23 protein-coding genes and 1 rRNA gene are annotated in these 24,832 nt (G+C 40.2%); 11 read left to right on the top strand and 13 right to left on the bottom strand.

Translation table 11 applies throughout. From position 1 onward, the window contains the following. Positions 1 to 202: 202 nt before the first annotated feature. Positions 203 to 409, bottom strand: a complete 207-nt coding sequence (locus C6Y01_RS16900) for a DUF951 domain-containing protein (RefSeq protein ID WP_012011910.1) — start codon at positions 407 to 409, stop codon at positions 203 to 205. A 294-nt stretch (positions 410 to 703) separates the two neighbouring features. On the opposite strand from C6Y01_RS16900, the gene C6Y01_RS16895 reads away from it, so the two are divergent. Together C6Y01_RS16895 and C6Y01_RS16890 are read left to right on the top strand one after the other, a co-directional pair. Beyond that, the gene (locus C6Y01_RS16895; RefSeq protein WP_034660651.1) at positions 704 to 2,023 is read left to right on the top strand and encodes a phage hydrolase; all 1,320 of its coding nucleotides are present in this window, start codon (positions 704 to 706) and stop codon (positions 2,021 to 2,023) included. Positions 2,024 to 2,038: 15 nt separating this feature from the next. Then, on the top strand, positions 2,039 to 2,449 hold the full coding sequence (locus C6Y01_RS16890; RefSeq protein ID WP_095286176.1) for a hypothetical protein: 411 nt from the start codon (positions 2,039 to 2,041) through the stop codon (positions 2,447 to 2,449). 25 nt (positions 2,450 to 2,474) lie between these two features. On the opposite strand, the gene C6Y01_RS16885 is transcribed toward C6Y01_RS16890, so the two are convergent. After that, positions 2,475 to 3,530 (bottom strand): YkvI family membrane protein, encoded by a 1,056-nt coding sequence (locus C6Y01_RS16885; protein ID WP_095286177.1) that lies wholly within the window; start codon positions 3,528 to 3,530, stop codon positions 2,475 to 2,477. A 72-nt stretch (positions 3,531 to 3,602) separates the two neighbouring features. Between C6Y01_RS16885 and yyaC the strand changes: the two genes are divergently transcribed. Next, complete coding sequence (gene yyaC / locus C6Y01_RS16880; protein ID WP_034660655.1) at positions 3,603 to 4,229, top strand: spore protease YyaC; 627 nt, start codon at positions 3,603 to 3,605, stop codon at positions 4,227 to 4,229. Positions 4,230 to 4,254: 25 nt separating this feature from the next. Here yyaC and C6Y01_RS16875 read toward each other — a convergent pair whose 3' ends face one another. The 11 genes from C6Y01_RS16875 to rpmH all read right to left on the bottom strand — a co-directional run bounded on the left by C6Y01_RS16875 (position 4,255) and on the right by rpmH (position 14,577). Next, on the bottom strand, positions 4,255 to 5,109 hold the full coding sequence (locus C6Y01_RS16875; protein ID WP_034660656.1) for a ParB/RepB/Spo0J family partition protein: 855 nt from the start codon (positions 5,107 to 5,109) through the stop codon (positions 4,255 to 4,257). Beyond that, entirely contained in the window at positions 5,102 to 5,863 is a 762-nt protein-coding gene (gene soj / locus C6Y01_RS16870) for a sporulation initiation inhibitor protein Soj (RefSeq protein ID WP_034620351.1), read from the bottom strand. Before soj ends, C6Y01_RS16875 begins: the two co-directional genes overlap by 8 nt. Before the next feature lie 237 nt (positions 5,864 to 6,100). Next, positions 6,101 to 6,925: an orthopoxovirus pf05708 family protein gene (locus C6Y01_RS16865; protein WP_034660658.1), complete on the bottom strand. Its 825-nt coding sequence runs from the start codon at positions 6,923 to 6,925 to the stop codon at positions 6,101 to 6,103. 118 nt (positions 6,926 to 7,043) lie between these two features. Beyond that, positions 7,044 to 7,919 (bottom strand): nucleoid occlusion protein, encoded by an 876-nt coding sequence (gene noc, locus C6Y01_RS16860; RefSeq protein ID WP_034660661.1) that lies wholly within the window; start codon positions 7,917 to 7,919, stop codon positions 7,044 to 7,046. A gap of 105 nt (positions 7,920 to 8,024) precedes the next feature. Further along, complete coding sequence (gene rsmG / locus C6Y01_RS16855; protein WP_034660662.1) at positions 8,025 to 8,744, bottom strand: 16S rRNA (guanine(527)-N(7))-methyltransferase RsmG; 720 nt, start codon at positions 8,742 to 8,744, stop codon at positions 8,025 to 8,027. Between the two features lie 13 nt (positions 8,745 to 8,757). Beyond that, on the bottom strand, positions 8,758 to 10,644 hold the full coding sequence (gene mnmG, locus C6Y01_RS16850) for a tRNA uridine-5-carboxymethylaminomethyl(34) synthesis enzyme MnmG (RefSeq protein ID WP_095286178.1): 1,887 nt from the start codon (positions 10,642 to 10,644) through the stop codon (positions 8,758 to 8,760). 17 nt (positions 10,645 to 10,661) lie between these two features. Then, positions 10,662 to 12,041 carry a tRNA uridine-5-carboxymethylaminomethyl(34) synthesis GTPase MnmE gene (gene mnmE / locus C6Y01_RS16845; protein ID WP_060597707.1) on the bottom strand — a complete coding sequence of 460 codons (1,380 nt, stop codon included), beginning with the start codon at positions 12,039 to 12,041 and terminating at the stop codon, positions 10,662 to 10,664. 402 nt (positions 12,042 to 12,443) lie between these two features. Next, positions 12,444 to 13,067, bottom strand: a complete 624-nt coding sequence (gene jag, locus C6Y01_RS16840) for an RNA-binding cell elongation regulator Jag/EloR (RefSeq protein ID WP_095286179.1) — start codon at positions 13,065 to 13,067, stop codon at positions 12,444 to 12,446. Continuing rightward, on the bottom strand, positions 13,064 to 13,846 hold the full coding sequence (gene spoIIIJ / locus C6Y01_RS16835; RefSeq protein ID WP_095286180.1) for a YidC family membrane integrase SpoIIIJ: 783 nt from the start codon (positions 13,844 to 13,846) through the stop codon (positions 13,064 to 13,066). Before spoIIIJ ends, jag begins: the two co-directional genes overlap by 4 nt. A 158-nt stretch (positions 13,847 to 14,004) precedes the next feature. After that, positions 14,005 to 14,364, bottom strand: a complete 360-nt coding sequence (gene rnpA, locus C6Y01_RS16830) for a ribonuclease P protein component (protein WP_034660668.1) — start codon at positions 14,362 to 14,364, stop codon at positions 14,005 to 14,007. A gap of 78 nt (positions 14,365 to 14,442) precedes the next feature. After that, the gene (rpmH, locus tag C6Y01_RS16825; protein WP_008360908.1) at positions 14,443 to 14,577 is read right to left on the bottom strand and encodes a 50S ribosomal protein L34; all 135 of its coding nucleotides are present in this window, start codon (positions 14,575 to 14,577) and stop codon (positions 14,443 to 14,445) included. Between the two features lie 619 nt (positions 14,578 to 15,196). Here rpmH and dnaA point away from each other — a divergent pair. The 8 genes from dnaA to C6Y01_RS16785 all read left to right on the top strand — a co-directional run. Next, positions 15,197 to 16,537: a chromosomal replication initiator protein DnaA gene (gene dnaA, locus C6Y01_RS16820; RefSeq protein WP_034660669.1), complete on the top strand. Its 1,341-nt coding sequence runs from the start codon at positions 15,197 to 15,199 to the stop codon at positions 16,535 to 16,537. A 196-nt stretch (positions 16,538 to 16,733) separates the two neighbouring features. Beyond that, a complete protein-coding gene (gene dnaN / locus C6Y01_RS16815) occupies positions 16,734 to 17,870 on the top strand; it encodes a DNA polymerase III subunit beta (protein WP_034660670.1) in 1,137 nt (378 codons plus the stop codon). A gap of 150 nt (positions 17,871 to 18,020) precedes the next feature. Next, positions 18,021 to 18,236 (top strand): S4 domain-containing protein YaaA, encoded by a 216-nt coding sequence (gene yaaA / locus C6Y01_RS16810; protein ID WP_003215257.1) that lies wholly within the window; start codon positions 18,021 to 18,023, stop codon positions 18,234 to 18,236. A gap of 16 nt (positions 18,237 to 18,252) precedes the next feature. Continuing rightward, positions 18,253 to 19,365: a DNA replication/repair protein RecF gene (recF, locus tag C6Y01_RS16805; protein ID WP_106038536.1), complete on the top strand. Its 1,113-nt coding sequence runs from the start codon at positions 18,253 to 18,255 to the stop codon at positions 19,363 to 19,365. Between the two features lie 17 nt (positions 19,366 to 19,382). Further along, positions 19,383 to 19,628: an extracellular matrix regulator RemB gene (gene remB / locus C6Y01_RS16800; RefSeq protein WP_008360920.1), complete on the top strand. Its 246-nt coding sequence runs from the start codon at positions 19,383 to 19,385 to the stop codon at positions 19,626 to 19,628. Between the two features lie 57 nt (positions 19,629 to 19,685). Next, a complete protein-coding gene (gene gyrB / locus C6Y01_RS16795; RefSeq protein WP_034660746.1) occupies positions 19,686 to 21,602 on the top strand; it encodes a DNA topoisomerase (ATP-hydrolyzing) subunit B in 1,917 nt (638 codons plus the stop codon). A 232-nt stretch (positions 21,603 to 21,834) separates the two neighbouring features. Next, positions 21,835 to 24,339 carry a DNA gyrase subunit A gene (gene gyrA, locus C6Y01_RS16790; protein ID WP_034660673.1) on the top strand — a complete coding sequence of 835 codons (2,505 nt, stop codon included), beginning with the start codon at positions 21,835 to 21,837 and terminating at the stop codon, positions 24,337 to 24,339. Between the two features lie 363 nt (positions 24,340 to 24,702). Next, positions 24,703 to 24,832: ribosomal RNA gene (locus tag C6Y01_RS16785) — 16S ribosomal RNA — on the top strand; the annotation flags it as partial.

Raw genomic sequence — 24,832 nt, 5'->3', positions numbered from 1 at the left:
TATATCAAACGTGCTCGTTATACTGCGTAATATGAACCTAGAGCAATTATAAGTAGGTTTACATGAAAAGACAAGCTAACCGTTATGCATTATCAATAGAAGAAACATTGCCAAAAAGGATTAATCAGTGCTTTAAAACGCGAATTTACACCTGCTTCTTCTATACAAAAGACGAATTTCATCAAAAAAGCATGAGGCCTGCTTAAGCAGTTGGCTCCTCATGCTTGACGAGAATTTTCTTCATTTTTCGTTCAAAGTCTCTTCTTGGGATCATCACGCTGTGCCCGCAGCCTTCACATTTAATGCGAATATCCATGCCCAATCGAATAACTTTCCACCGATTGACACCACATGGATGGGGTTTCTTCATTTCAACGACGTCATGTAACCCAAACGCTTTGTCTGCCATCAGCCTTCACCTCTCTTGCTCACTTCATTGAATCTATTGTACAAAAAAACGGCGATGAAGAGCAATGTACAAAACAAAGAACCTCTTTCAATCATTCATCCTATTCTTTTTTATAGAAAAAACCCTTCTTTTAGATCATTTTATTTGTGACCAATAGTTACTTAAACTCCGCTTTTTTTCAATATTGTCACAAACACTGTAGGTCAAAAGGTTTTTATTGGTAGAACGCTGTGGTTTTTCCATATTTTTTGATTTATGATATCTGCATAAATGTTATGTGAGGGAGCAGGTACGATGGTCAATCGAAAGGATAGATTAACTGATAAAGAATATAAAATCATATCCGATCATGCTGGAAACATAGACAATTACCAGCAGCACCATACGATAGAAATAGGTCAGCAAACGCTCACTGTCCATGATTTTCTCAAGGTCGATCATCAATTATATGGTTTAACGATGCAGCCGGAACAATCAGACGAGTTCATCGTCGCTTTTCACTGTCCGCAGCCAAATCAAATGCCGGTGACCTCGCCACAAGATGTACACACCGCGGCACAGTCATTGCTCAAAACGGATTATGCCTATCCCATTGAAAGGAAGTCCCTTGATGGCAATCAAGATCATGTCTTTTTTAAAGGAAAGGAATACATAGAGCAAGTCTGTCAGCAGCATCCAAATGCAGGTATCTATCTCACTGGACAAGCCCTTGCCGGTGCTGTTTGTGCTTATGTTGCAACAGAACAGCCAGCTGTCAAAAAAGCCGTCACCTTTGATAGCCCAAATATATGGAGCAGTCTGTCGCCTGCGATTCAGCAGAAAGCGCAGCAAGGTCAATACACACGGATATTGACTGAATATATTCAACCTAGTCATTATGTAGGTTTACTCAATCGTCATGATCATGGGGTTGGTCAAGTCAAGTATACTGTACCGCCACGGCAGCAAGACGCCGTCCAAGAACCCGTTACATACAAAAAAAGAGAAATTGACACCTTTTTAAAATCAGCGTTTGCGTCTATGAATATAGAATGGAACGAATCCTTTGATACAAATGCTTTTTTAGCTCTTATTTCTGGGAGTTACAAAGTAAATGGGTATTCATTTCACACAGATGGGTCTGCCCGTATTTTAGATGAACAGCTTGATCATAATACAAGTTTTACAGCCATGCTGTTGCAAGAAATCCATTCTGGACGTGCATATGCACAAAGCGGCCTTGAAATTATCATAAAATCCCATTTACTGAAAAATTCATCCTACGATCTCCAAAGTGTGATTGAACATGAAGTACACACTATATTTGAGAAAATCGATGGGATCGATGAAAGTGTAAAAGACGCCGTCCAGCATGTAAAACAGGAGCTCAAAGGACTCGTCGGCTTTGGTCACTATGATTTACTAAGTCCTAGTGATGTGGAAGCACTAGTAGAGGAAGTGAGGATGGAACAACATCATTCCTCCTTTTATTCACACGAAAAACAGCTGAATGCCTTGTACACCCTGAGAGATTACGAACAAGAACTTTCTACCCTTTCAAGACATATGTACACAATGGGTGATGACTACGCCAAGGCAGATAGACGCCTTGCGATGCAAATGGGTATTCATTAAGAAAGGAGTCATCGCATGATCAATCAAAATAAACCTCCTAGTGACGCCCAGCGTTTCTTGCAAAATGTGAGTGCCCGCCGCTCCATGTCTGTATTTGAAAGTCAATCGGCACCGCAAACACAGACGCAGTCCCCCGAAGAAATGGCCGCAATTCAGGCCATACGCAGAGAAGGACAGCGAAAGGATCTAAAACGGCTGCTCAAAATGCGGCTTCATGACGAATTAGCAAACACTCGCGTGCACTTGGAGTATCAATTGTCTAAAACCGAAGACATGATCAACCAAACGACCATTGTCAAACAACACATCTCCCAGCATTTAAAGGGACAAGCCATTTCAGAATTAGAGGAACGACTTCAGCGTCTCAAGCAAATGCCAGTCTATGATGATATCAAAGACGCCATTGATTCTATTCGGATAAAATAAGCACCGCTCTGACAAAGAGAGGTGCTTATTTTATTTTACCAATATAATTTTTAGAGCGGGAAAATATCTTTTTACTTAAAATCGGATATAGCATTAAACAGACAAGCAAATAAAGATTCAGCAAACTATATATCGGATACAAGAAAGCAATCAAATCGGCAAACCCAAGAGATGTTAAAGGCGCCATCAAAAGAAGCATCACAAGCACAACCAGCCAGCGAGGCAAGGGGACAAAAGAGAGCATCCGGCTGGATAGACCAAATAAACCTGCAGCTGTCGTCGTATAAATAGCTAGACAAAGGACAACCGTCATAAACACAAACAATGATGTCGGTGCTCCTTCTAATACTGTAAACAAAGGAATGCCTTCTGCTGATAGACTCCCAGAAATATCAACCAGTATTTCGTTATACACGTACGAGATGACCCCAAAAATCAGGCCGCTTAATATACTCGCCACTTTGGCCTCTCCAAGCCCCTTCATTTCTTTCCCAACCGAAGACAGCACTGCCACCACAGATAATATATTCAAAGAGGCAAAGACAATGCTGGCAGGCCAATTGTACTGCTGCCCAAAATCAATCCGCCACATATGATCATGGTTCATATAATAAAAAACAAACGCATAGATGAGCCCCGCCACCAAAATTGGTATAATGAAAGCATTCACAGATAAGAGCCCTTTCACATCCCAGAAAAAAATCATAAATGAAAACAGACAAAATGCACCGATGCCAATCCAAAATGGTACATGATACATCTCGAGTGTCACCCCGCCACCGGCAATCATGACTGTCGTTGTCGTGAATAAATAAAGGACAATTAAAACGTCATACACTTTAGCCAGCCATGGACCGACAAGCCGCTCTAGCACTGGCACAAAGTGATCGGCACGTACCTCATAACTGATTTTCAACACCACATAGGTAGACAGCATAAACATCAATGTAAACAGTAGAATGGCTAGTCCGCTATCAATGCCAAAAAACTGCCAAATTTCTTGGCCGGAAGCATACCCCGCTCCTATTAAGCTTCCTAAAATTAAAAGCGTCCACCTTGAACCAGCCTTCCACACAATCATCACCTCATAGGTATAGAATTAAGCTTGTTTCCGTATACTGTTACTAACTACTATGACAAGGAAGTGAGACCTATGAATAGCAAGAACGGTCTTTTTTTTAGAAATAGGGTGAAAGAATACGTGTCCCATACGGATACAAATGCCATTCAACAGCTTAAAAGTATTTTATTCTCGCATCTTCAGAAAGCAGGAAAAAGACCCGTTGCCATCGTTTGTATTGGAACAGACCGCTCAACTGGCGACTCTCTAGGTCCACTTGTTGGTACAAAGCTTTCAGGTCTGGATTTGAAAAAGCTTCATGTATATGGAACGCTCTCTGACCCAGTTCATGCGGTCAATTTAAAAGAAAAGCTCGCTGAAATTGAACAAGCTCATAAACATCCGTTTATTGTAGCGATTGATGCCTGTTTAGGAAGAGTGAAAAGTGTAGGCTCCTTCCAAATTGGAGATGGACCGTTAAAGCCTGGGGCGGGTGTACAAAAGGAGCTGCCAGAGGTAGGAGATATTCATATTAATGGAATCGTCAATGTGAGCGGTTTTATGGAATACTTCGTTCTCCAAAACACACGTCTTCATCTTGTCATGTCTATGGCCAATACACTTTCTGAAAGTCTATCTCACATTGATCAAATGGATTGGACAAGAGAAAAAAATCGGTCCCTTTTCGCTCCTATTCAAAATATCACCGGCAGAATATAAAAAAGACCATCTCGTATCAAGATGGTCACTCTGATGATTCTCTCGTAGAAAGCAATTCGAGGATTCTTTCTAAATCTTCGTTGGAGAGAAATTCAATCTCAATTTTTCCTTTTTTCTTCTGTTTCTTGATCGTCACTGAAGTGCCAAAGTAGTTTTGTAAGAAAGACTCTCTTTCTTTCAAGACTCGATCCTTTGGTGCTTCTTTTTTCTTTGTTTCACGTGGAACATTTTCGTTTAACTGCTGAACAAGTTTCTCAACCTGGCGTACGTTTAACCCCTCATCCACGATTTTCTTTACCAATGGCGCTAGCTTATTTTTGTTTTTCAAGCTAAGCAATGTTCTTCCATGTCCCATCGACAACGTTCCATCTTCAATCAGCTTTTGTACTTCATCCGGTAAAGTCAAAAGACGAAGATGGTTCGCAATATGCGGTCTGCTCTTCCCTAATCGCTTCGCTAATTCCTCTTGCGTCACACTGAGGTGATCTAGCAAGGAAGCATAGGCTTCCGCTTCTTCTAATGGAGATAAATCCTCGCGCTGCAGGTTTTCTAAAAGGGCAATCTCTCTCATCAGCGTTTCTGAAAATTCTCTGACGATCGCAGGAATCGTTGTCAGACCAGCTTGCTGTGCTGCACGGAAACGACGTTCACCTGCTACAATGTCATATCCTTTAATCGATTTACGGACAATGATCGGCTGTAAAACTCCGTGCTGCTGAATTGATTCTTTCAGATCAGCCAATGCATCATCATCAAACGTTTTCCTTGGCTGATACGGGTTCGGACGCAAATCCTTTAATTTGATTTCTTCGACCGTTTCTTCATTTGAGTCTACATTGTTAAATAGTGCATTAATACCCTTTCCAAGACCTTTAGCCATTCGCATCCACTTCCTTTGCTAAGTCTAAATAGACATCTGCACCTCTTGAACGTGGATCATACAAGATAATCGGTTTCCCATGACTAGGCGCTTCACTCAGTCTCACATTTCGCGGAATCACGGTCTGATAGACTTTATCTCTAAAGTATTTCTTCACTTCTTCGATGACCTGAATCCCAAGATTTGTTCGTGCATCAAGCATTGTCAGCAAGACACCTTCAATGGCAAGATCCGTATTTAAATGTTTCTGCACGAGACGAACTGTGTTTAACAATTGGCTCAATCCTTCAAGCGCATAATATTCACACTGTACCGGGATTAAAACGGAATCGGAAGCTGTTAACGCATTAATCGTCAGTAATCCGAGTGATGGCGGGCAGTCAATAATCATATAATCATAATTTTGCTTAACAGATTCAAGTGCTCTCTTCAATCTCACTTCACGTGAAATCGTAGGCACAAGCTCTATTTCAGCCCCTGCAAGCTGTATCGTCGCAGGAATGACATCAAGATTTTCGACCTCTGTCGTCTTAATCACATCAAGGACATCTGCATCATCAACTAAAATATCATACACACACTTCTCTACGTCGGCCTTCTCAATCCCAATACCACTCGTGGCATTGCCCTGCGGATCAATATCAACTAACAACACTCGTTTACCTATGTATGCTAAACACGCACTCAAATTAACAGAAGTTGTCGTCTTCCCGACGCCGCCCTTCTGGTTGGTAATCGCTATGATTTTTCCCACGATGTCACCCACTTTCAACTTAACAAGTTTCTCATTTTATTCATACTTCCTATTCTATCAAAAAAAGTATGAAACGTTTGCTTTTTTTGTTTCTCCATTATATATTCGTCAGCAAATGTCTATTTTCGTACATGAAAGGACGAACCAAAACGCATTAAAAAATATATCAATATATCTTTTTAGTGGAAAAGACAAGCATAAAAAACCCTCACTTTCATCAAAAGTGAGGGGCACATGTCAAAAATGTAATCCACCAATTTTACGGCCTTCGTTCACAATGACTTTAGGAGTCACTGTATGATAGCTTCTCTTTTTTAAGAATCCGTAGGGGGTTTTAATGGTATATGTCGCATGTCCCAAAGCGTCACCAGTTTTGGCATAGGCCTGCCACACAATCTTTGAACAATACGTCGGATCGAGTGATTGAATTGACAGGGTGATGGAGTATCGAGCCTTTGGATGAGTTTTCACATAATCGTGCGCCCATTCCCCTGCCAGGTCTGCTGTTTCCTCTTGATTAATCCGAATTACCTTTGTATTGGCATTATAGCGAAACCAGTTAAGAATGGAATCAAGCTGAGGATGCTGTCGAAACCCTGGAATAGAAGCAAAGCTTTTCTCATTAATGACGATACCTGCATGTCCAACGATACCCTTCAAAGCATCAGTACTTGTCACCAATATATCTCCTTTTTTAGGCATAATATCGGTACCAGGATACGGCTTTCCTAAAAGGTGCTTGATGGTGTGCGGCTTTTCATCCGTTACCAACTCATCCTGCTTGTTTTGTTGTAAGCCATAGTCCTTCAAATCATCGCTAGCTGAAATCAAGTCAATTGTGTCGTCCTGAGACTCATGCTCATGATTTAATTGCTGTAAAGTGACCTCCTTAGAAACAACACCTTGTTTCTTCAGAACGTTCAGTTCTTTTTTGGCCAGCGGGCTTTCTTCTGCAGGAGCCGTTGGCGAATTCACAGCAAATATGGTTGTTTCATTTGTAAAAAGAAAAAAAGAAAATAGTAAATAACAAATAATAACAAATTTCGTCTTTTTCATTTTCATCGAGTCATGTCACCTCCTTTCTTCTATAAAAATCATATTCTACCAATTTATGAATAATAAGTAAATATATTGTGGAACCAATAAAAAAAGCTGACGAGTGGCTCTCATCAGCTTTTTTCTATTTAGGAATCCGAATCGTTAATTGGATATATTCCTCAAACTCTTCTTCCTCGGTATTTATTTTAAGCCCGCTGTCTTCTACCATATGGAGAGACTGTCGAATGGTATTCATCGCAATTCGTGTATCACGACTAAACGCCTTACGTTTTGGCTTCGGTTTGCGATCTGTTTTTTGTTCAAGCATTTTCACTACACGCTCTTCAGTCTGTTTTACATTCAGCTGCTTTTCGATGATTTCCTGCAATAGCGCGATTTGTAATTCTGGAAGCTTTAGGGGTACAAGTGAACGTGCATGCCTTTCAGAGATTTTTTTCTCTAAAATGGCCTGTTGTACCTCTTCAGGCAACTTTAAAAGTCTTAATTTGTTTGCAACAGTTGATTGTCCCTTGCCTAAACGCTGAGCAAGCGCCTCCTGTGTTAAATCATGAAGCTCTAAAAGACGTGCATAAGCATGAGCCTCTTCAATAGCAGACAGCTCTTCCCTTTGCAAATTTTCAATCAATGCCACAGATGCCGTTTCCGTATCAGTAAAGTCTTTTATAATAGCGGGGATTTTCTCCCATTGAAGAGTCTGTACCGCTCTCCAACGTCTTTCGCCGGCGATCAGTTCATATTTACCTTCTTCTTCTGTTGGTCTGACAACAATAGGTTGGATAATGCCATGGGTATGAATCGTCGTGGCCAGCTCATGTATCTTTTCTTCTGAAAAAATGGTGCGTGGCTGAAAACGGTTTGGCATAATTGTGTCGACCGGGAGCTCCTGTATCTCTTCCTTTAATGTATCATGCTCAGCAATCTCTGCCTCTATTTCGGTTTCACGCTCAGGATGTTCTTTGTCACCAAGCCCGAAGAAGCGTGAGAGTGAATGCTTCATGAACCTACACCACCTTTAAAAACTACCTTTTTATAATTCTATTTTCTCATGTTTTTTCCTTCTGTAAAATCTTAAATATTGAAGAAAAACCGACCTTTTACATGATCAACCTTCTATTGGTGATTTATTAGGTGTTCCTGGTTTTCTAGGATATTTTTTTGGTGTTTGCTTTTTCTTTTCAATGACAATGATGTTCCGTTCGCTTTCTTCTAAAGGAAGAACAAAGGAATGCTTTTCAACAACCTCTCCTCCGAGGACAGTAACAGCTTTTTTCCCTGCTTGCATTTCTTCATCAGCGGCAGATGCTTTTAATGCAACAAACAATCCTTCCTTTTTTACAAGGGGCAGACATAGTTCGCTCAAGACGGATAAACGCGCAACCGCTCTAGCAGTGACAAGATCATAGCTTTCACGCTTTTCCTTACGTTGTCCAAACGTCTCCGCACGATCATGATAAAAAGTAGTATCTTGTAAGTTTAACCCTTTTGCTAACTCATTGAGAAACGTAATTCGTTTCTGAAGAGAATCAACAATGGTTACATGTAGATGAGGGAAGCAAATTTTAAGAGGAATGCTTGGGAAACCAGCACCAGCTCCAATATCGCAAATCGTCGTCACTTTGTGAAAATCAATAAAAAATGCTGCTGAAATTGAATCATAAAAATGCTTTAAATACACTTCTTCCTTTTCAGTAATGGACGTTAAATTCATCTTCTCGTTCCATTCTACAAGCATGCGGAAGTAAGTTTCAAATTGTTCAAGCTGCACAGGAGAAAGAGTCATCCCTTTCTCCTCTAGTGCTGCTGTAAATTGTTCAATGTTCATGCCGACATCCTTTCTATTCTGCTATCTTCGCAATACGTCCCTGCTCTAAATATACTAAAAGGATAGAAATATCAGCAGGGTTAACGCCTGAAATACGAGAAGCCTGTGCAACAGAAAGCGGTCGGACTTCTTTCAGCTTTTGTTTCGCTTCAGTTGCAATTCCTTTGATGGCATCATAATCAATACGATCAGGAATCTTTTTGTTCTCCATCTTTTTCAGCTTTTCAACTTGTTGGAGTGACTTTTCAATATAACCTTCGTATTTAATTTGAATCTCTACCTGCTCACACACATCAGAAGGAAGTGGTGTTTCAGCAGGAGCTAACGTCACAACAGATTCATAGTTCATTTCTGGACGCTTCATCAAATCACTTGCACGAATACCGTCCTTCAGCTCACTTCCACCAAGTGAACGAATAAATTCTTGTGTCTCTGCTGTAGGTTTGATGATGACAGAATATAAACGTTTTTTCTCTGCTTCAATGGCTTCTTTTTTCTGCTGGAATGCCTGGAATCTTTCTTGAGAAATTAATCCAATATGATAGCCAAGTTCAGTTAATCTTAAATCCGCATTGTCATGACGAAGAAGCAAACGATACTCTGCACGGGATGTTAAAAGACGGTAAGGTTCATTTGTTCCCTTTGTGACAAGGTCATCAATGAGAACACCGATATATGCATCAGATCGGCTTAAAATGACTTCTTCTTTACCCAATGCTTTTCTTCCTGCATTAATACCTGCCATAATTCCTTGACCTGCTGCTTCCTCATAGCCAGACGTACCATTAATTTGGCCGGCTGTATATAATCCAGAAATTTTCTTCGTCTCAAGTGTAGGCCACAACTGAGTAGGCACAATTGCATCATACTCAATGGCATAACCCGCTCTCATCATTTGTACATTTTCGAGCCCTGGGATGGTGGAAAGCATGCGCTGCTGTACATCCTCTGGAAGACTTGTAGACAATCCTTGAACATACACTTCCTGCGTATTACGACCTTCTGGCTCTAAGAAAATTTGATGTCTCGGTTTGTCATTGAAACGAACCACTTTATCTTCAATGGAAGGGCAGTATCTAGGACCAGTTCCTTTAATCATACCTGAATACATTGGAGAACGGTGAAGATTCTCATCAATAATTTGATGTGTTTCTAAACTCGTATATGTTAACCAGCATGGCAGTTGGTCTGTAATATATTCAACCGTTTCATAGGAGAACGCCCGCGGAACATCATCACCTGGTTGAATTTCTGTTTTACTATAGTCAATCGAGTGACTATTCACTCGAGGAGGTGTTCCTGTTTTAAAGCGAACCAAATCGAATCCTAACTCTGCTAGGTGATCCGATAATTTGATTGATGGCTGCTGGTTATTAGGACCACTTGAATACGATAGATCCCCTAAAATAATGCGGCCTTTTAAGAAAGTCCCAGTCGTTAATACAACAGACTTCGCACGATAGTTTGCTCCTGTTTGGGTAACGACACCTTTACATTCATCATCTTCTACAATTAAATGATCCACCATACCTTGAAGCATTGTCAGGTTCGGTTCATTTTCCATTGTTTTTTTCATTTCATGCTGATATTGGAACTTATCTGCTTGCGCTCTTAACGCACGGACAGCAGGTCCTTTCCCCGTATTCAGCATGCGCATTTGGATATGCGTCTTATCTATATTTCGTGCCATTTCTCCGCCCAGTGCATCAATTTCTCTAACGACAATCCCTTTTGCAGGACCGCCTACGGACGGATTACATGGCATAAAAGCAACCATATCGAGGTTGATAGTCAATACAAGTGTTTTGGCGCCCTGTCTTGCAGAAGCAAGAGCAGCCTCAACCCCAGCATGACCGGCACCCACGACGATTACGTCATAATTGCCAGCTTCATAACCCATTTCTTATGTTCCTCCCTTTACTTTCCTAAACAGAATTGAGAGAATAGCTGATCAATCAAGCTTTCATGAACAGCATCTCCTATAATTTCACCGAGCTGTTCCCAGCAGCGTGTTAAATCTATTTGAACAATGTCGATCGGTACGTCCATTTCAATGCCTTCAAGAGCATCCTCAATTGATTGTTTTGCTGCCTGAAGGAGGGCAATATGCCTTGTATTACTTACATACGTTAAATCTCCACTTTCAATTGATCCAGTGAAGAACAGTGATTGAATCGCCATTTCAAGCTCATCAATGCCCTTTTCTTGTAATAATGATGTGGTGACGACCGGACGATCCTTCGCTAACTGCTTGACCTTTTCTACATCAAGCTTAGGCTCAAGGTCTGTCTTATTCACAATCACGATGATATCCATACCTGAGACAGCCTCAAAAAGCTTCATATCTTCTTCTGATAATTCTTCGCTATAATTGAGCACAAGTAAAATCAGGTCAGCTTCTTTTAAGACCTGTCTAGATCGTTCAACCCCTATACGCTCAACAATGTCCTCAGTCTCACGTATACCCGCAGTATCGACTAGACGAAGAGGTACACCTCTTACATTCACATATTCCTCAATGACATCTCTCGTAGTTCCAGGAATATCTGTGACAATCGCCTTTGTTTCCTGTACAAGGCTATTCAGCAAGGAAGACTTTCCAACATTCGGTCTTCCTATAATCACAGTGGATAAGCCCTCTCGAAGGATTTTCCCTTGCTGAGAAGTCGAAAGCAGCGACTCAATTTCTTTTTTGACCGATGTCGCTTTTTCCACTAAGACGCGATGTGTCATTTCTTCAACATCGTCATACTCAGGGTAGTCAATATTGACTTCAATATGCGCCAGTGTTTCTAGGATCTCGCCGCGCAGTCGCTGAACCAAACCGGAGAGGCGTCCCTCCATTTGAGTGATTGCTACGTTCATCGCACGATCAGTCTTTGCCCGAATCAAGTCCATGACAGCCTCTGCTTGCGAAAGATCTATTCTTCCATTTAAGAAAGCACGTTTTGTGAACTCACCTGGCTCCGCTAATCTTGCTCCTTCTCTTAAAGCAAGCTGCAATACTTTATTGACCGTTACAATTCCGCCATGGCAGTTAATCTCAATAACGTCTTCTCTCGTAAATGTTTTTGGCGCTCGAAGTACTGACACCATGACCTCTTCTATTACTTGATCAGTACTTGAATCCACAATATGACCATAATGAATTGTATGGGAATCCACTGATACAAGTTTTTTCTCCTTAGGCCCTTTATACATCCGATCAGCGATCTGTACCGCATCAGGCCCACTTAAACGAATAATCGCAATTGCTCCTTCACCCATCGGTGTAGAAATGGCTGCAATTGTATCCATCACTCAATCACCTCTTTCTCTACTTAATAGACAGTCTTTTATCTATTAAATGGACGTTGTCCATCTCTATATCAAAAACGCTTAATCCAAAATTTAAAGATACCATAAATGAAAGCGAAGTGAAAGTATCCCATATCTAATTATCCACAGCTTTGCATCCTATCTATTTTAACACTTAACTTATCCACATGTGAATAACGACGTTCTAAACTTATCTTCACATCTTACACCGAAATCCAATAAATTTAAACGCCCTGATCCCTTTACTTACTTGTAAAAATGGCGTTTTCTACTCATATCACACACTAATTTTTTAGAAATAAAGGATGAATCTTCTATAGAAAGACAATTTTTCAATAAAAAAAGACTAAAATCCAGCTTTGCTGAATTCTAGCCTTTCTGTTATTTTTTATACAGCACCACAACATGACGCTTGCTGCCTGTATCTTCCGATGCCGTTGCAAGTTCTTTAGAAAATGCGGCGATCGTATCATGAATTACTTTTCGTTCATTAGAAGGCATTGGTTCTAAATGAACCTTTCTCTTCGTTTTTAAAACTCTGTTTGCTGTCTTGACGGCATATTGTTCAAGTGCTTCTTGTCGCTTCTTCCTATAATCTCCAATATCAATGGTAATATGATGATACTGATCAGAATAGCGATTAAATACTAGCTGTACCAATGTCTCTAAAGAGTACAAAGTTTGTCCTCTTTTTCCAATCATTAATGAAGTTTTATCTCCATCAATGTGGAAAGAAATCTTTTTCGCTTCCTTTTTGGAAACAATCTTCGCTTTAGGATCAATTGATTTAACAATATTATCTAAATACTGTGTAGCTAATTTAAGAGCATTTCTCTTTTCTATCAACTTGACTACAGCTTGTCTTTTGCCAAATAATCCTAAGAAACCTTTATTTCCTTCATCAACTATTGTGATATCTACTTCTTCTTTTAGAAGTTGAATTTGTTTAAGTCCGGAATCTACTGCTTCTTCGATTGTGCGACCGACAGCAGTTATTTCCTTCATTTTTTATTCCCGCCAGCTTTTTCTTTTGTATCCAATTTTACTTGAGGAGTTTTAATCACTAATGTTTGGATGATCATGAAAATGTTACCTACAACCCAGTACAATGAAAGTGCTGCTGGGAAACTAATGGCAAATACAATGATCATAATCGGCATAACCCATAGCATGATAGCCATTTGAGGGTTGTCCGAAGGATTTCCAGCCATCATCAGTTTTTGCTGAATGAAAGTAGCTACCCCCGCAATGATCGGTAATAGGAACAATGGATCTGGACTGCCTAAGTCAAACCATAAAAATGTATGCTTTTTAATTTCTGCTGTTCTCATAATCGCATGATAAAAACCAATTAGGATTGGCATCTGAATTAAAATCGGGAAACATCCAGCTAATGGATTGACGCCATTTTTTTGGAAAAGGGCCATTGTTTCCTGTTGAAGCTGCTGCTGAGTTTTTTGGTCTTTAGAGCTATATTTTTCACGAAGCTTTTTCAATTCAGGCTGCAATGCTTGCATTGCTTTTGTACTTCTTAACTGCTTAATCATTAATGGTAGAATGAGCAAGCGGATTAACAGTGTCACAATAATGATCGCAACCCCGTAGTTTTCACCAGTCAAATTTGCCATGTACGTGATTAATTGAGATAGCGGGTAAACAATATAAGAATTCCAGAATCCCTTACTATCTGATGTGATTGGTTCATTGATTTGTGTACATCCTGCCAATAGAACCAACACGCCAATCAAGCTAAATATTAGTAATAATCGCCTTTTCAACAAGATTCCTCCCATTACTTCAAACTTTATTTAAGTTGGAATTGATTACGAAAGTGACTCACCTAATCAGTATGGTAACATTTTTTCATTACAAAGTGGTGGTTTCATTTTAATTCACTAGATGAAGGAAGCGCTTTTAAAAATTGATTCAACGAAAGTTTCTATTACGAAGACTTTTTCGGTTGTTGTTGATAAACAGCGGATTTTCTAAATAAATGTTGGAGAGACTTCTTTGTTTCTTCAAAGGTCAATTCACTTGCTGGTTTTCTTGCAATGACAATGTAGTCTTTTTCTTGCTTTAACTTATGACCTTCCTCTAAAAACACCTGGCGGATCAGTCGTTTAATTCGATTTCTCATCACTGCATTACCAATCTTCTTACTGACAGACAATCCCAAACGCAGTTCATCTTGATTTGGTTGATCCAGCTGGTAAATAACGAATTGACGATTCGCCATTGATTGACCTTTTCTGAACACTTTTTGAAACTCTTCATTTTTTTTTAGCCTGTTTCGCTTCTTCATGTTTTCTTCCACTCCGATAAAAACTGACAGTTCATTTACGATTTTATGTAAAAAAGACCACTGACATTATTCAGTGGCCTAAGCTGATAATTTTTTTCTACCTTTGCTGCGGCGTCGCTTTAAAACTAGACGTCCGTTTTTAGAACTCATACGGCTGCGGAAGCCATGAACTTTACTACGCTTACGGTTATTTGGTTGAAACGTTCTTTTCATTTATGACACCTCCCTGAGGAATAGCTGTTTAAGACAGTCTAACTCATTATATTTGTGTAACCCATCGATTGTCAATATCAATGATAAAACTCTTATTATCAACCTTATAAGCATAACATAATTTATCAAACGAAGAAACCTTCTTTTTCAGTTTCCAGCATTTTATTCTTTTTTCCTCCTAAAAGGCCTGCAAAACAAGGGTGTGGATATTTTTCCGGCATATTTAGACTATCCACATCCATTATCGACATTTTTTTCACACAAATAACCGATGTGGATAATTATTTTTCAACAGGATGTAAAGTGTGTGGATAAGTTTGTGACACCCATTGCACCATCTTGTTTATTTTGATATTATATTTGTGTTTTAACTCTTAATTACTTATCTGACCTATTTGCGTTATCCACAAATTGTGGATAAGCTGTGGAAAGATATTACACAGGCTGTTGAATTATTTATCCACAGACTGTGTAATTTGTCGAAAAGACGTTTTTCTACTATATTATTTGTTTTCAACAACGTATGTGCACGAATGGTGATGACCATTTGCTCTTTTTCGTGTTCTATAACAGTTTGATATTGGTCATTTTATAAAGAAAAGGAGGGGGGAGAAGCCTTATGGAAAATATTTTGGATCTGTGGAATAAAGCACTTCAAAAAATAGAGACAAAGTTGAGCAAACCCAGTTTTGAGACATGGATGAAATCGACAAAAGCCCATTCTCTTCAAGGCGATACGCTTACAATTACGGCACCTAATGAATTTGCTAGAGACTGGCTGGAATCAAGATATCTCCACTTAATTGCTGATACCATCTACGAACTGACAGGTGAAGAGCTCAGCATTAAATTTATTATTCCTCAAAATCAGGATGAAGTGGAAGCCATGCCAAAGTCTCCAATTAAAAAAATGTCTAAAGAAGAGGCCGTTGATATTCCACAAAATATGCTGAATCCAAAATATACATTTGATACTTTTGTTATTGGTTCAGGCAACCGATTTGCGCATGCCGCTTCACTTGCAGTTGCGGAAGCACCGGCAAAAGCATATAACCCGCTCTTTATTTATGGGGGCGTTGGTTTAGGAAAGACTCACTTGATGCATGCGATTGGTCATTATGTCATCGACCATAATCCATCAGCCAAAGTGGTCTATCTATCATCTGAAAAATTTACAAATGAATTTATCAACTCAATCCGAGACAACAAAGCTGTCGATTTCCGTAATCGCTATCGGAATGTAGATGTGCTTTTGATAGATGATATTCAATTTTTAGCAGGAAAAGAACAAACACAAGAAGAGTTTTTCCATACATTCAACACACTTCACGAAGAAAGTAAGCAAATCGTCATTTCTAGTGACCGGCCGCCGAAAGAAATTCCGACACTTGAAGACAGATTACGCTCTCGATTCGAATGGGGCTTAATCACAGACATTACCCCGCCAGATTTAGAAACACGTATTGCAATTTTGCGAAAAAAGGCAAAAGCAGAAGGCTTAGACATTCCGAATGAAGTCATGCTTTATATTGCCAATCAAATCGACAGCAACATTCGTGAACTGGAGGGTGCTTTGATTCGTGTCGTTGCTTATTCTTCTTTAATTAATAAAGACATCAATGCGGATCTAGCAGCTGAGGCCCTAAAGGACATCATTCCTTCATCGAAGCCAAGAGTCATTACAATTAAAGATATTCAAAGAATTGTAGGGCAGCAATTTAATATACGCTTAGAGGATTTCAAAGCGAAGAAACGTACGAAGTCAGTTGCTTATCCAAGACAAATTGCCATGTATCTCTCTAGAGAAATGACCGATTCCTCTCTGCCTAAAATAGGAGAAGAATTTGGAGGTCGTGATCATACGACTGTCATTCATGCTCATGAGAAGATTTCGAAATTAATGGTTGAGGATGAACAGCTTCAGCAGCATGTGAAAGAAATCAAAGAACAATTAAAATAACCAAGCTGATATAATAAGTACGGGAAAATGTGAATAACTAGAGCATAGTCATACACAGTCTGTCCACATGTGGATAGGCTGTCTTTCCTTTCTTTTTACCGACTTATCCACATATTCACAAGCCCTACTATTACTTCTACGATTTTTATTAATAAAATATATATACATGTCATTAAGAAAATTTAGGAGGACCACTATGAAATTCACGATTCAAAAAGATCGTCTTGTCGAAAGTGTCCAAGATGTATTAAAGGCCGTATCCTCTAGAACAACGATACCTATTTTGACAGGGATTAAAATTGTTGCATCTGATGAGGGGGTTTCTCTAACAGGAAGCGACTCTGATATCTCAATTGAATCCTTTATTCCTCAAAGAGATGGAGATTTAGAAGTAATCACGATTGACCGTCCAGGGAGTATTGTGCTTCAGGCCCGCTTCTTTAGTGAAATTGTGAAGAAACTGCCAATGGCTACTGTCGAAATTGAAGTAGAACAAAATCACCTCACGATCATCCGTTCTGGTTCAGCGGAATTTAACTTAAACGGCTTAGATGCTGAGGAATATCCGCATCTGCCGCAAATTGAAGAGCATCATGCATTTCAAGTCCCGACAGATTTGCTTAAAAACTTAATTCGTCAAACCGTTTTTGCAGTGTCCACCTCAGAAACACGACCTATCTTGACAGGTGTAAACTGGAAGGTAGAGAAAGGTGAATTAATATGCACAGCGACGGATAGCCACCGTCTTGCTTTAAGAAAAGCGAAGTTGGATATTGACGAGGAAAGCTCATACAATGTCGTAATTCCAGGGAAGAGTTTAACAGAGCTAAGTAGAATCCTTGATGACGGACAAGATCTTGTGAGCATCGTGATTACAGAAACGCAAGTTCTCTTTAAAGCACAAAACGTGTTGTTCTTCTCAAGATTGCTGGATGGTAATTATCCAGATACAGCTCGCCTGATCCCGCAAGAAAGTAAAACGGATGTCGTGGTCAACACGAAGGAATTCCTTCAAGCTATTGATCGTGCATCACTTTTGGCAAGAGAAGGACGCAATAATGTCGTAAAGCTGTCAGCTGATCCTGAACAAAGCCTTGAGATTTCTTCTAATTCACCTGAAATCGGTAAAGTAGTCGAAACGGTTCAAGCGGATGACATTAAAGGGGAGGACCTCAAAATCTCCTTCAGTCCAAAATATATGCTGGATGCGTTAAAAGTATTAGAGGGAACAGAAATTCATGTAAGCTTCACTGGTGCCATGAGACCGTTCCTGTTGCGCACGCCAAATGATGATTCAATCTTGCAGTTGATTCTCCCAGTCAGAACATATTAATCCAATCTAAAATAGCTGCTGTGTGAGTGCACAGCAGCTTTTCTTCTCGTTTACCATGCTTTCTTTCATCCTAGTTCGCTTTCCCCCTTTCCTTCTTGTCTTGTTTTTTAGTACAATTAGATATTAGTGATATTGAAAGAGGTCGATATAATGCCTAATCTTATAACCATTGAGAAAGAAATGATTACTTTAGGGCAGTTTTTGAAATTAGCCGAAGTCATCCAATCTGGCGGAATGGCGAAATGGTTTTTAAGTGAACATGAGGTGTTCATTAATCAAGAGCCAGATAATAGACGGGGACGCAAACTATACCCAGGAGATGTTGTCGAGATAGAAGGTTATGGCACATTTCAAGTTGTGAATTAGAAACGGGTGACAATACATGTACATTCAAAGTCTGGCGTTAACTTCATACAGAAACTATGAACACACTGAGCTTCAATTCGACAACAAGGTGAATGTCATGATCGGTGAGAATGCCCAAGGTAAAACGAACTTGATGGAAGCGATCTATGTATTGTCGATGGCAAAGTCGCATCGTACGTCAAATGATAAAGAACTTATCCGATGGGACCAAGACTATGCTAAAATAGAAGGTAGAGTCATCAAAAAAAATGGTCCACTCCCAATGCAGCTCGTGATCTCAAAAAAAGGGAAAAAGGGCAAGGTCAATCACATTGAACAACAGAAGCTCAGTCATTATGTTGGTGCGTTAAACACCATCATGTTTGCACCAGAGGACTTAAGTCTTGTGAAGGGCAGCCCGCAAATCCGCAGAAGATTCCTCGATATGGAGATTGGACAAGTTTCGGCTGTCTACTTGCATGATTTATCGCTCTATCAAAAAATCCTCTCTCAGCGGAATCATTACTTGAAACAATTGCAGACAAGAAAGCAAACGGATCAAGCGATGCTGGAGGTTTTAACAGAGCAGTTGATTGATGCGGCAGTGAAAGTGGTCAAAAGACGACTGACTTTTACGAAACAGCTCGAGAAATGGGCGCAGCCGCTGCATTTTGGCATTTCTAGAGAGCTAGAAACACTCACGCTCCAATACCAGACGGCGATAGAGGTATCAGAAGCGTCAGACTTGTCGAAAATAAAGAATAGCTATGAAGAATCGTTTCAGAAACTAAGAGACAGAGAAATAGACCGAGGAGTGACACTGTGGGGACCTCACAGAGATGACCTTCTTTTCTTTGTGAATGGTCGGGATGTTCAGACATATGGCTCTCAAGGGCAGCAAAGAACAACAGCTCTTTCACTAAAGCTGGCAGAAATCGACCTGATAAATGAAGAAATCGGAGAATATCCCATTCTTCTACTCGATGATGTTTTATCTGAACTTGATGATTACAGACAGTCTCATTTGCTCCATACCATTCAGGGACGTGTACAGACCTTCGTCACCACAACAAGTGTTGAAGGCATCGATCACGCCACCTTGAAAGAAGCGGAAATTTTCAGAGTAGCCAGTGGAAAAGTAATTGACTGATAAATGAGGTGTGAGTCTTGTATATTCATTTAGGTGATGATTGTGTTGTTTCTACACGAGAGATTGTCGCAATTGTTGATTACAAAATGAGGTCGTCTTCTGTTGTAGAAGAGTTTCTCCAAAAACAAGAAGAACAAATCATTTCGTTATCACAAGGAACACCCAAATCCATCGTCGTCACAACTGAATCTGTTTATTACTCTCCTCTTTCCTCAAGCACGCTCAAAAAACGTGCTTCATTTGTGATTGAAATTGAAGTCTAAAAGCTCAATTCATATAAATATATCGTTTAAGAAAAGTGTAGGTGAATGTACGTGGCAATGGAACAGCAACATAATAGTTATGATGAAAATCAGATACAGGTGCTCGAAGGACTAGAAGCTGTTAGAAAACGTCCAGGAATGTACATCGGGTCAACCAGTGCAAAAGGACTTCACCATCTTGTATGGGAAATTGTCGACAACAGTATTGATGAGGCTTTAGCTGGATATTGCACAGATATTACGGTGCAAATTGAAAAGGATAATAGCATTACAGTGAAAGATAATGGCCGCGGGATTCCGGTTGGGATTCATGAGAAAATGGGACGTCCTGCTGTAGAGGTCATTATGACTGTTCTTCACGCTGGCGGTAAATTTGACGGCAGCGGTTATAAAGTATCTGGCGGTCTGCATGGCGTAGGGGCATCTGTTGTTAATGCGTTATCTACGACCTTAGACGTGACCGTATATCGTGACGGGAAAATTCATTATCAACAATTCAAACGCGGTGTTCCAGCTGGAGATTTAGAGATCATTGGTGAAACAGATGTTACAGGGACAACCACTCATTTTGTGCCAGATCCAGAAATTTTTACTGAAACCATTGAATTTGATTACGACACACTTGCCAACCGTGTACGTGAGTTAGCTTTCTTAACAAAAGGTGTAAACATCATTATTGAAGATTTACGTGAAGGTAAAGAACGACGAAATGAATACTGCTATGAAGGCGGTATTAAGAGCTATGTAGAACATTTAAATCGCTCAAAAGAAGTCGTTCATGAAGAACCCGTTTACATCGAAGGTGAAAAAGACGGAATCACGATTGAAGTGGCGTTACAATATAACGATTCCTATACAAGCAACATCTATTCCTTCGCCAACAATATCAACACGTATGAAGGCGGAACGCACGAAGCAGGCTTTAAAACAGGTTTGACGCGTGTTATCAATGATTATGCTCGTAAGAATGGCGTATTCAAAGATGGAGACTCGAATTTGAGCGGTGAAGATGTGCGAGAAGGCTTAACAGCCATTATCTCCATCAAACATCCAGATCCTCAATTCGAAGGACAAACGAAGACAAAGCTTGGGAACTCAGAAGCAAGAACCATTACCGACTCCCTTTTCTCCGAAGCACTTGAGAAATTCCTCTTAGAGAATCCTGATGCTGCAAAGAAAATTGTGGAGAAAGGCGTGATGGCAGCTCGTGCAAGAATGGCTGCCAAAAAGGCACGTGAGCTGACAAGACGTAAAAGTGCACTGGAAGTCTCCAGCTTACCGGGGAAACTGGCGGACTGTTCTTCTAAAGACCCTTCCATCTCTGAACTCTATATCGTAGAGGGAGATTCTGCGGGCGGATCTGCTAAGCAAGGCCGTGATCGTCACTTCCAAGCGATCTTACCGTTAAGAGGGAAGATCCTAAACGTTGAAAAAGCGCGACTAGATAAAATTCTATCGAACAACGAGGTTCGTTCAATGATTACAGCATTAGGAACTGGAATCGGAGAAGACTTCACTTTAGAGAAAGCTCGCTATCACAAAGTTGTGATCATGACGGATGCCGATGTGGATGGAGCGCACATTCGAACGCTGCTTTTAACATTCTTCTATCGCTACATGCGTGAAATTATTGAAAACGGTTATGTGTATATTGCACAGCCGCCTTTATATAAAGTGCAGCAAGGAAAACGTGTTGAGTACGTGTATAACGACAAACAGCTAGATGAGCTGTTAAAAACACTTCCTCAAACACCAAAACCTGGACTTCAGCGTTATAAAGGTCTTGGAGAGATGAATGCCACTCAGCTTTGGGAAACAACAATGGACCCTGATGCGAGAACACTTCTTCAAGTCACACTTGAGGATGCGATCGATGCTGATGAGACATTTGAAATGCTCATGGGAGATAAAGTAGAGCCGAGAAGAAACTTTATCGAAGAAAACGCGCAATACGTGAAAAACCTCGATATTTAGATAGATCCCTACTGAGAACAACCTTATTTCTTGTTTGGAATAAGGTTGTTTTTCAAGAAATAGGGGCGTATAACCAATGTCCTGTTTTTCCGTGTTTTCGTTGATTTTCTAGTAAATAAATGTGTATAAAGACGAGATTATTGATATAATGGAGAATAGTCTTGTGAAGATAAATACATATTTTACTCCCACATAATTTATTTCATGTGATACGTAAAGGGAGGTTCTTATAGTGAGTGAACAACATACACCAAATGTACGCGAAGTGAATATTAGTCAAGAAATGCGTACGTCCTTTTTAGATTATGCAATGAGTGTGATTGTGTCGCGTGCATTACCAGATGTGCGAGACGGATTAAAGCCCGTGCATCGAAGAATTTTGTATGCGATGAATGACCTAGGCATGACAAGTGATAAACCATTTAAGAAATCTGCACGTATCGTTGGGGAAGTTATCGGTAAGTATCACCCTCACGGTGACAGCGCTGTATACGAAGCAATGGTTCGTATGGCGCAAGACTTCAACTATCGTTATATGTTAGTTGATGGTCATGGAAACTTTGGTTCAGTCGATGGAGACGGAGCAGCGGCGATGCGTTATACCGAGGCGCGTCTATCTAAGATTTCTATGGAAATCCTCCGTGATATCACAAAGGATACCATTGATTATCAAGATAACTATGACGGCAGTGAAAGAGAGCCAATGGTGATGCCTGCAAGATTCCCGAACTTATTGGTCAACGGAGCGACAGGAATTGCTGTAGGAATGGCGACCAATATTCCGCCGCACCAATTAGGTGAAGTGATTGATGGGGTATTGGCCATCAGTCAAAACCCGGAAATGACAACACAGGAGCTTATGGATATCATCCCAGGGCCAGATTTCCCAACAGCAGGTCAAATCATTGGTCGAAGTGGTATTCGAAAGGCGTATGAAACAGGGCGCGGCTCTATTACATTAAGAGCAAAATCGAATATTGAGGAAACATCTAGCGGAAAACAGCGCATTGTTATCAATGAGATCCCGTACCAAGTCAACAAAGCCCGTTTGATTGAAAAAATTGCTGATCTTGTGCGTGATAAAAAGATTGATGGCATTACAGATTTGCGTGATGAATCAGATCGTAATGGTATGCGTATTGTCATTGAACTGCGAAGAGACGCAAACGTCCATGTTCTATTAAACAATCTTTATAAACAAACGACACTTCAAACGTCATTTGGTATCAACTTATTAGCACTTGTTGATGGACAGCCGAAAGTCTTGTCCCTCAAACAATGTCTTGAGTATTATCTAGAGCATCAAAAAGTGATCATTCGCAGAAGAACGGCGTATGAGCTGCGTAAAGCAGAAGCAAGAGCACACATTTTAGAAGGCCTCAGAATTGCACTTGATCACTTAGATGAAGTCATTGCTTTAATTAGAGGCTCTCAAACTGCGGAAATTGCGAGAAATGGTTTGATGGAAAACTATAGCTTGTCTGAAAAACAGGCACAGGCCATTCTTGATATGCGACTTCAGCGTTTGACTGGCCTAGAACGAGAAAAGATAGAAGATGAATATAAAGGACTTGTTGATTTGATTGCTGAATTAAAAGCCATTTTAGCAGACAATGAGAAAGTACTTGAAATCATTAGAGAAGAATTAACAGAAATTAAAGAACGCTTTAATGATACGCGCCGGACTGAAATTGTGACAGCGGGTATTGAAACAATTGAAGACGAAGATTTGATTCCTGTTGAGAACATCGTGATTACGCTGACGCATAATGGTTATATCAAGCGTCTCCCTGCATCAACATACCGCAGTCAAAAAAGAGGCGGTAAAGGTGTCCAAGGAATGGGAACCAACGAAGATGATTTCGTTGAACAGTTGATTTCAACATCGACCCACGATACGATTCTTTTCTTCTCTAATAAAGGGAAGGTTTATCGTGCGAAAGGGTATGAGATTCCTGAATTCGGACGGACAGCGAAAGGGATTCCGATCATTAACCTTCTTGAAGTAGAAAAGGGAGAATGGATTAACGCCATTATTCCAGTAAGCGAATTTGATGAAAATTCGTATCTCTTCTTTACAACAAGACACGGTGTATCAAAACGGACGACATTGTCTCAGTTTGCTAACATTCGAAACAACGGTCTTATTGCACTCAGCCTTCGTGACGAAGATGAACTGATGGCTGTTCGTTTAACCAATGGAGAAAAACAAATCATCATTGGAACGAAAAAGGGGATGCTGATCCGTTTTGACGAGACAGATGTTCGTGAAATGGGACGTACGGCAGCTGGAGTGAAAGGTATCACACTTTCCGAAGATGACATTGTCGTGGGTATGGAAATCCTTGAACCAGATGCAAACGTATTGATTGTAACTGAAAAAGGATATGGTAAACTAACCCCTGAAAAAGAATACCGTGTGCAAAGTCGTGGCGGTAAAGGTCTTAAAACGTGCAAAATCACTGACAACAACGGTCCGCTTGTCGCAGTGAAGGCAACTAATGCTGAAGCCGAAGAAGACTTGATGATTATTACAGGAAGCGGTGTAATCATTCGTATGGCCGTTTCTGACATTTCGACAACAGGTCGAGTCACTCAAGGTGTCCGCCTAATCCGCCTCGGTGATGAGGAACATGTCGCTACAGTGGCATTAGTTGAACAATCACAAGAAGACGATGAAGAGATTAGTGAAGAGAACGTAGAAAATATAGAGTCAGATCAAGAGCAATCTGAGTAAAAATGAAGCCGGTTCTTCACCGGCTTTATTTTTTTTTGAAAAACATCATTTTTTTTGAAATTTATAATGCTTTTTTCATAGATATGTGTTAATCTTTCAAAGGAGCAAAAAGAGGCTCTATTTTTTATCTCATTCTCAGTAAAAACTTCTTTAAAAAAACAAAATGTTTTTTAAGAAAAATGTTGACTGTTGATAGAGATACATGATATATTTAAGTGGTCGCTTTAAGAGAGTGGCACACAAGTTCTTTGAAAACTAAACAAGAAAAAACGTACCTGTTAATTCGAGTTTTTATAAAAAATCCTATGAAATATCATAGGTAGTCAGTCAAACTGGCGAAAAACAAAACTTCGGTTTTGTACTTTTTCGGAGAGTTTGATCCTGGCTCAGGACGAACGCTGGCGGCGTGCCTAATACATGCAAGTCGAGCGGACAGAAGGGAGCTTGCTCCCGGATGTTAGCGGCGGACGGGTGAGTAACACGTGGGTAACCT

This window comes from Bacillus sp. NMCC46 (genome assembly GCF_002998465.1).
GTDB lineage: Bacteria > Bacillota > Bacilli > Bacillales > Bacillaceae > Bacillus.
Note: the sequence above shows the minus strand (reverse complement) of the source record. Positions and strands in the feature narration are given on the sequence as shown.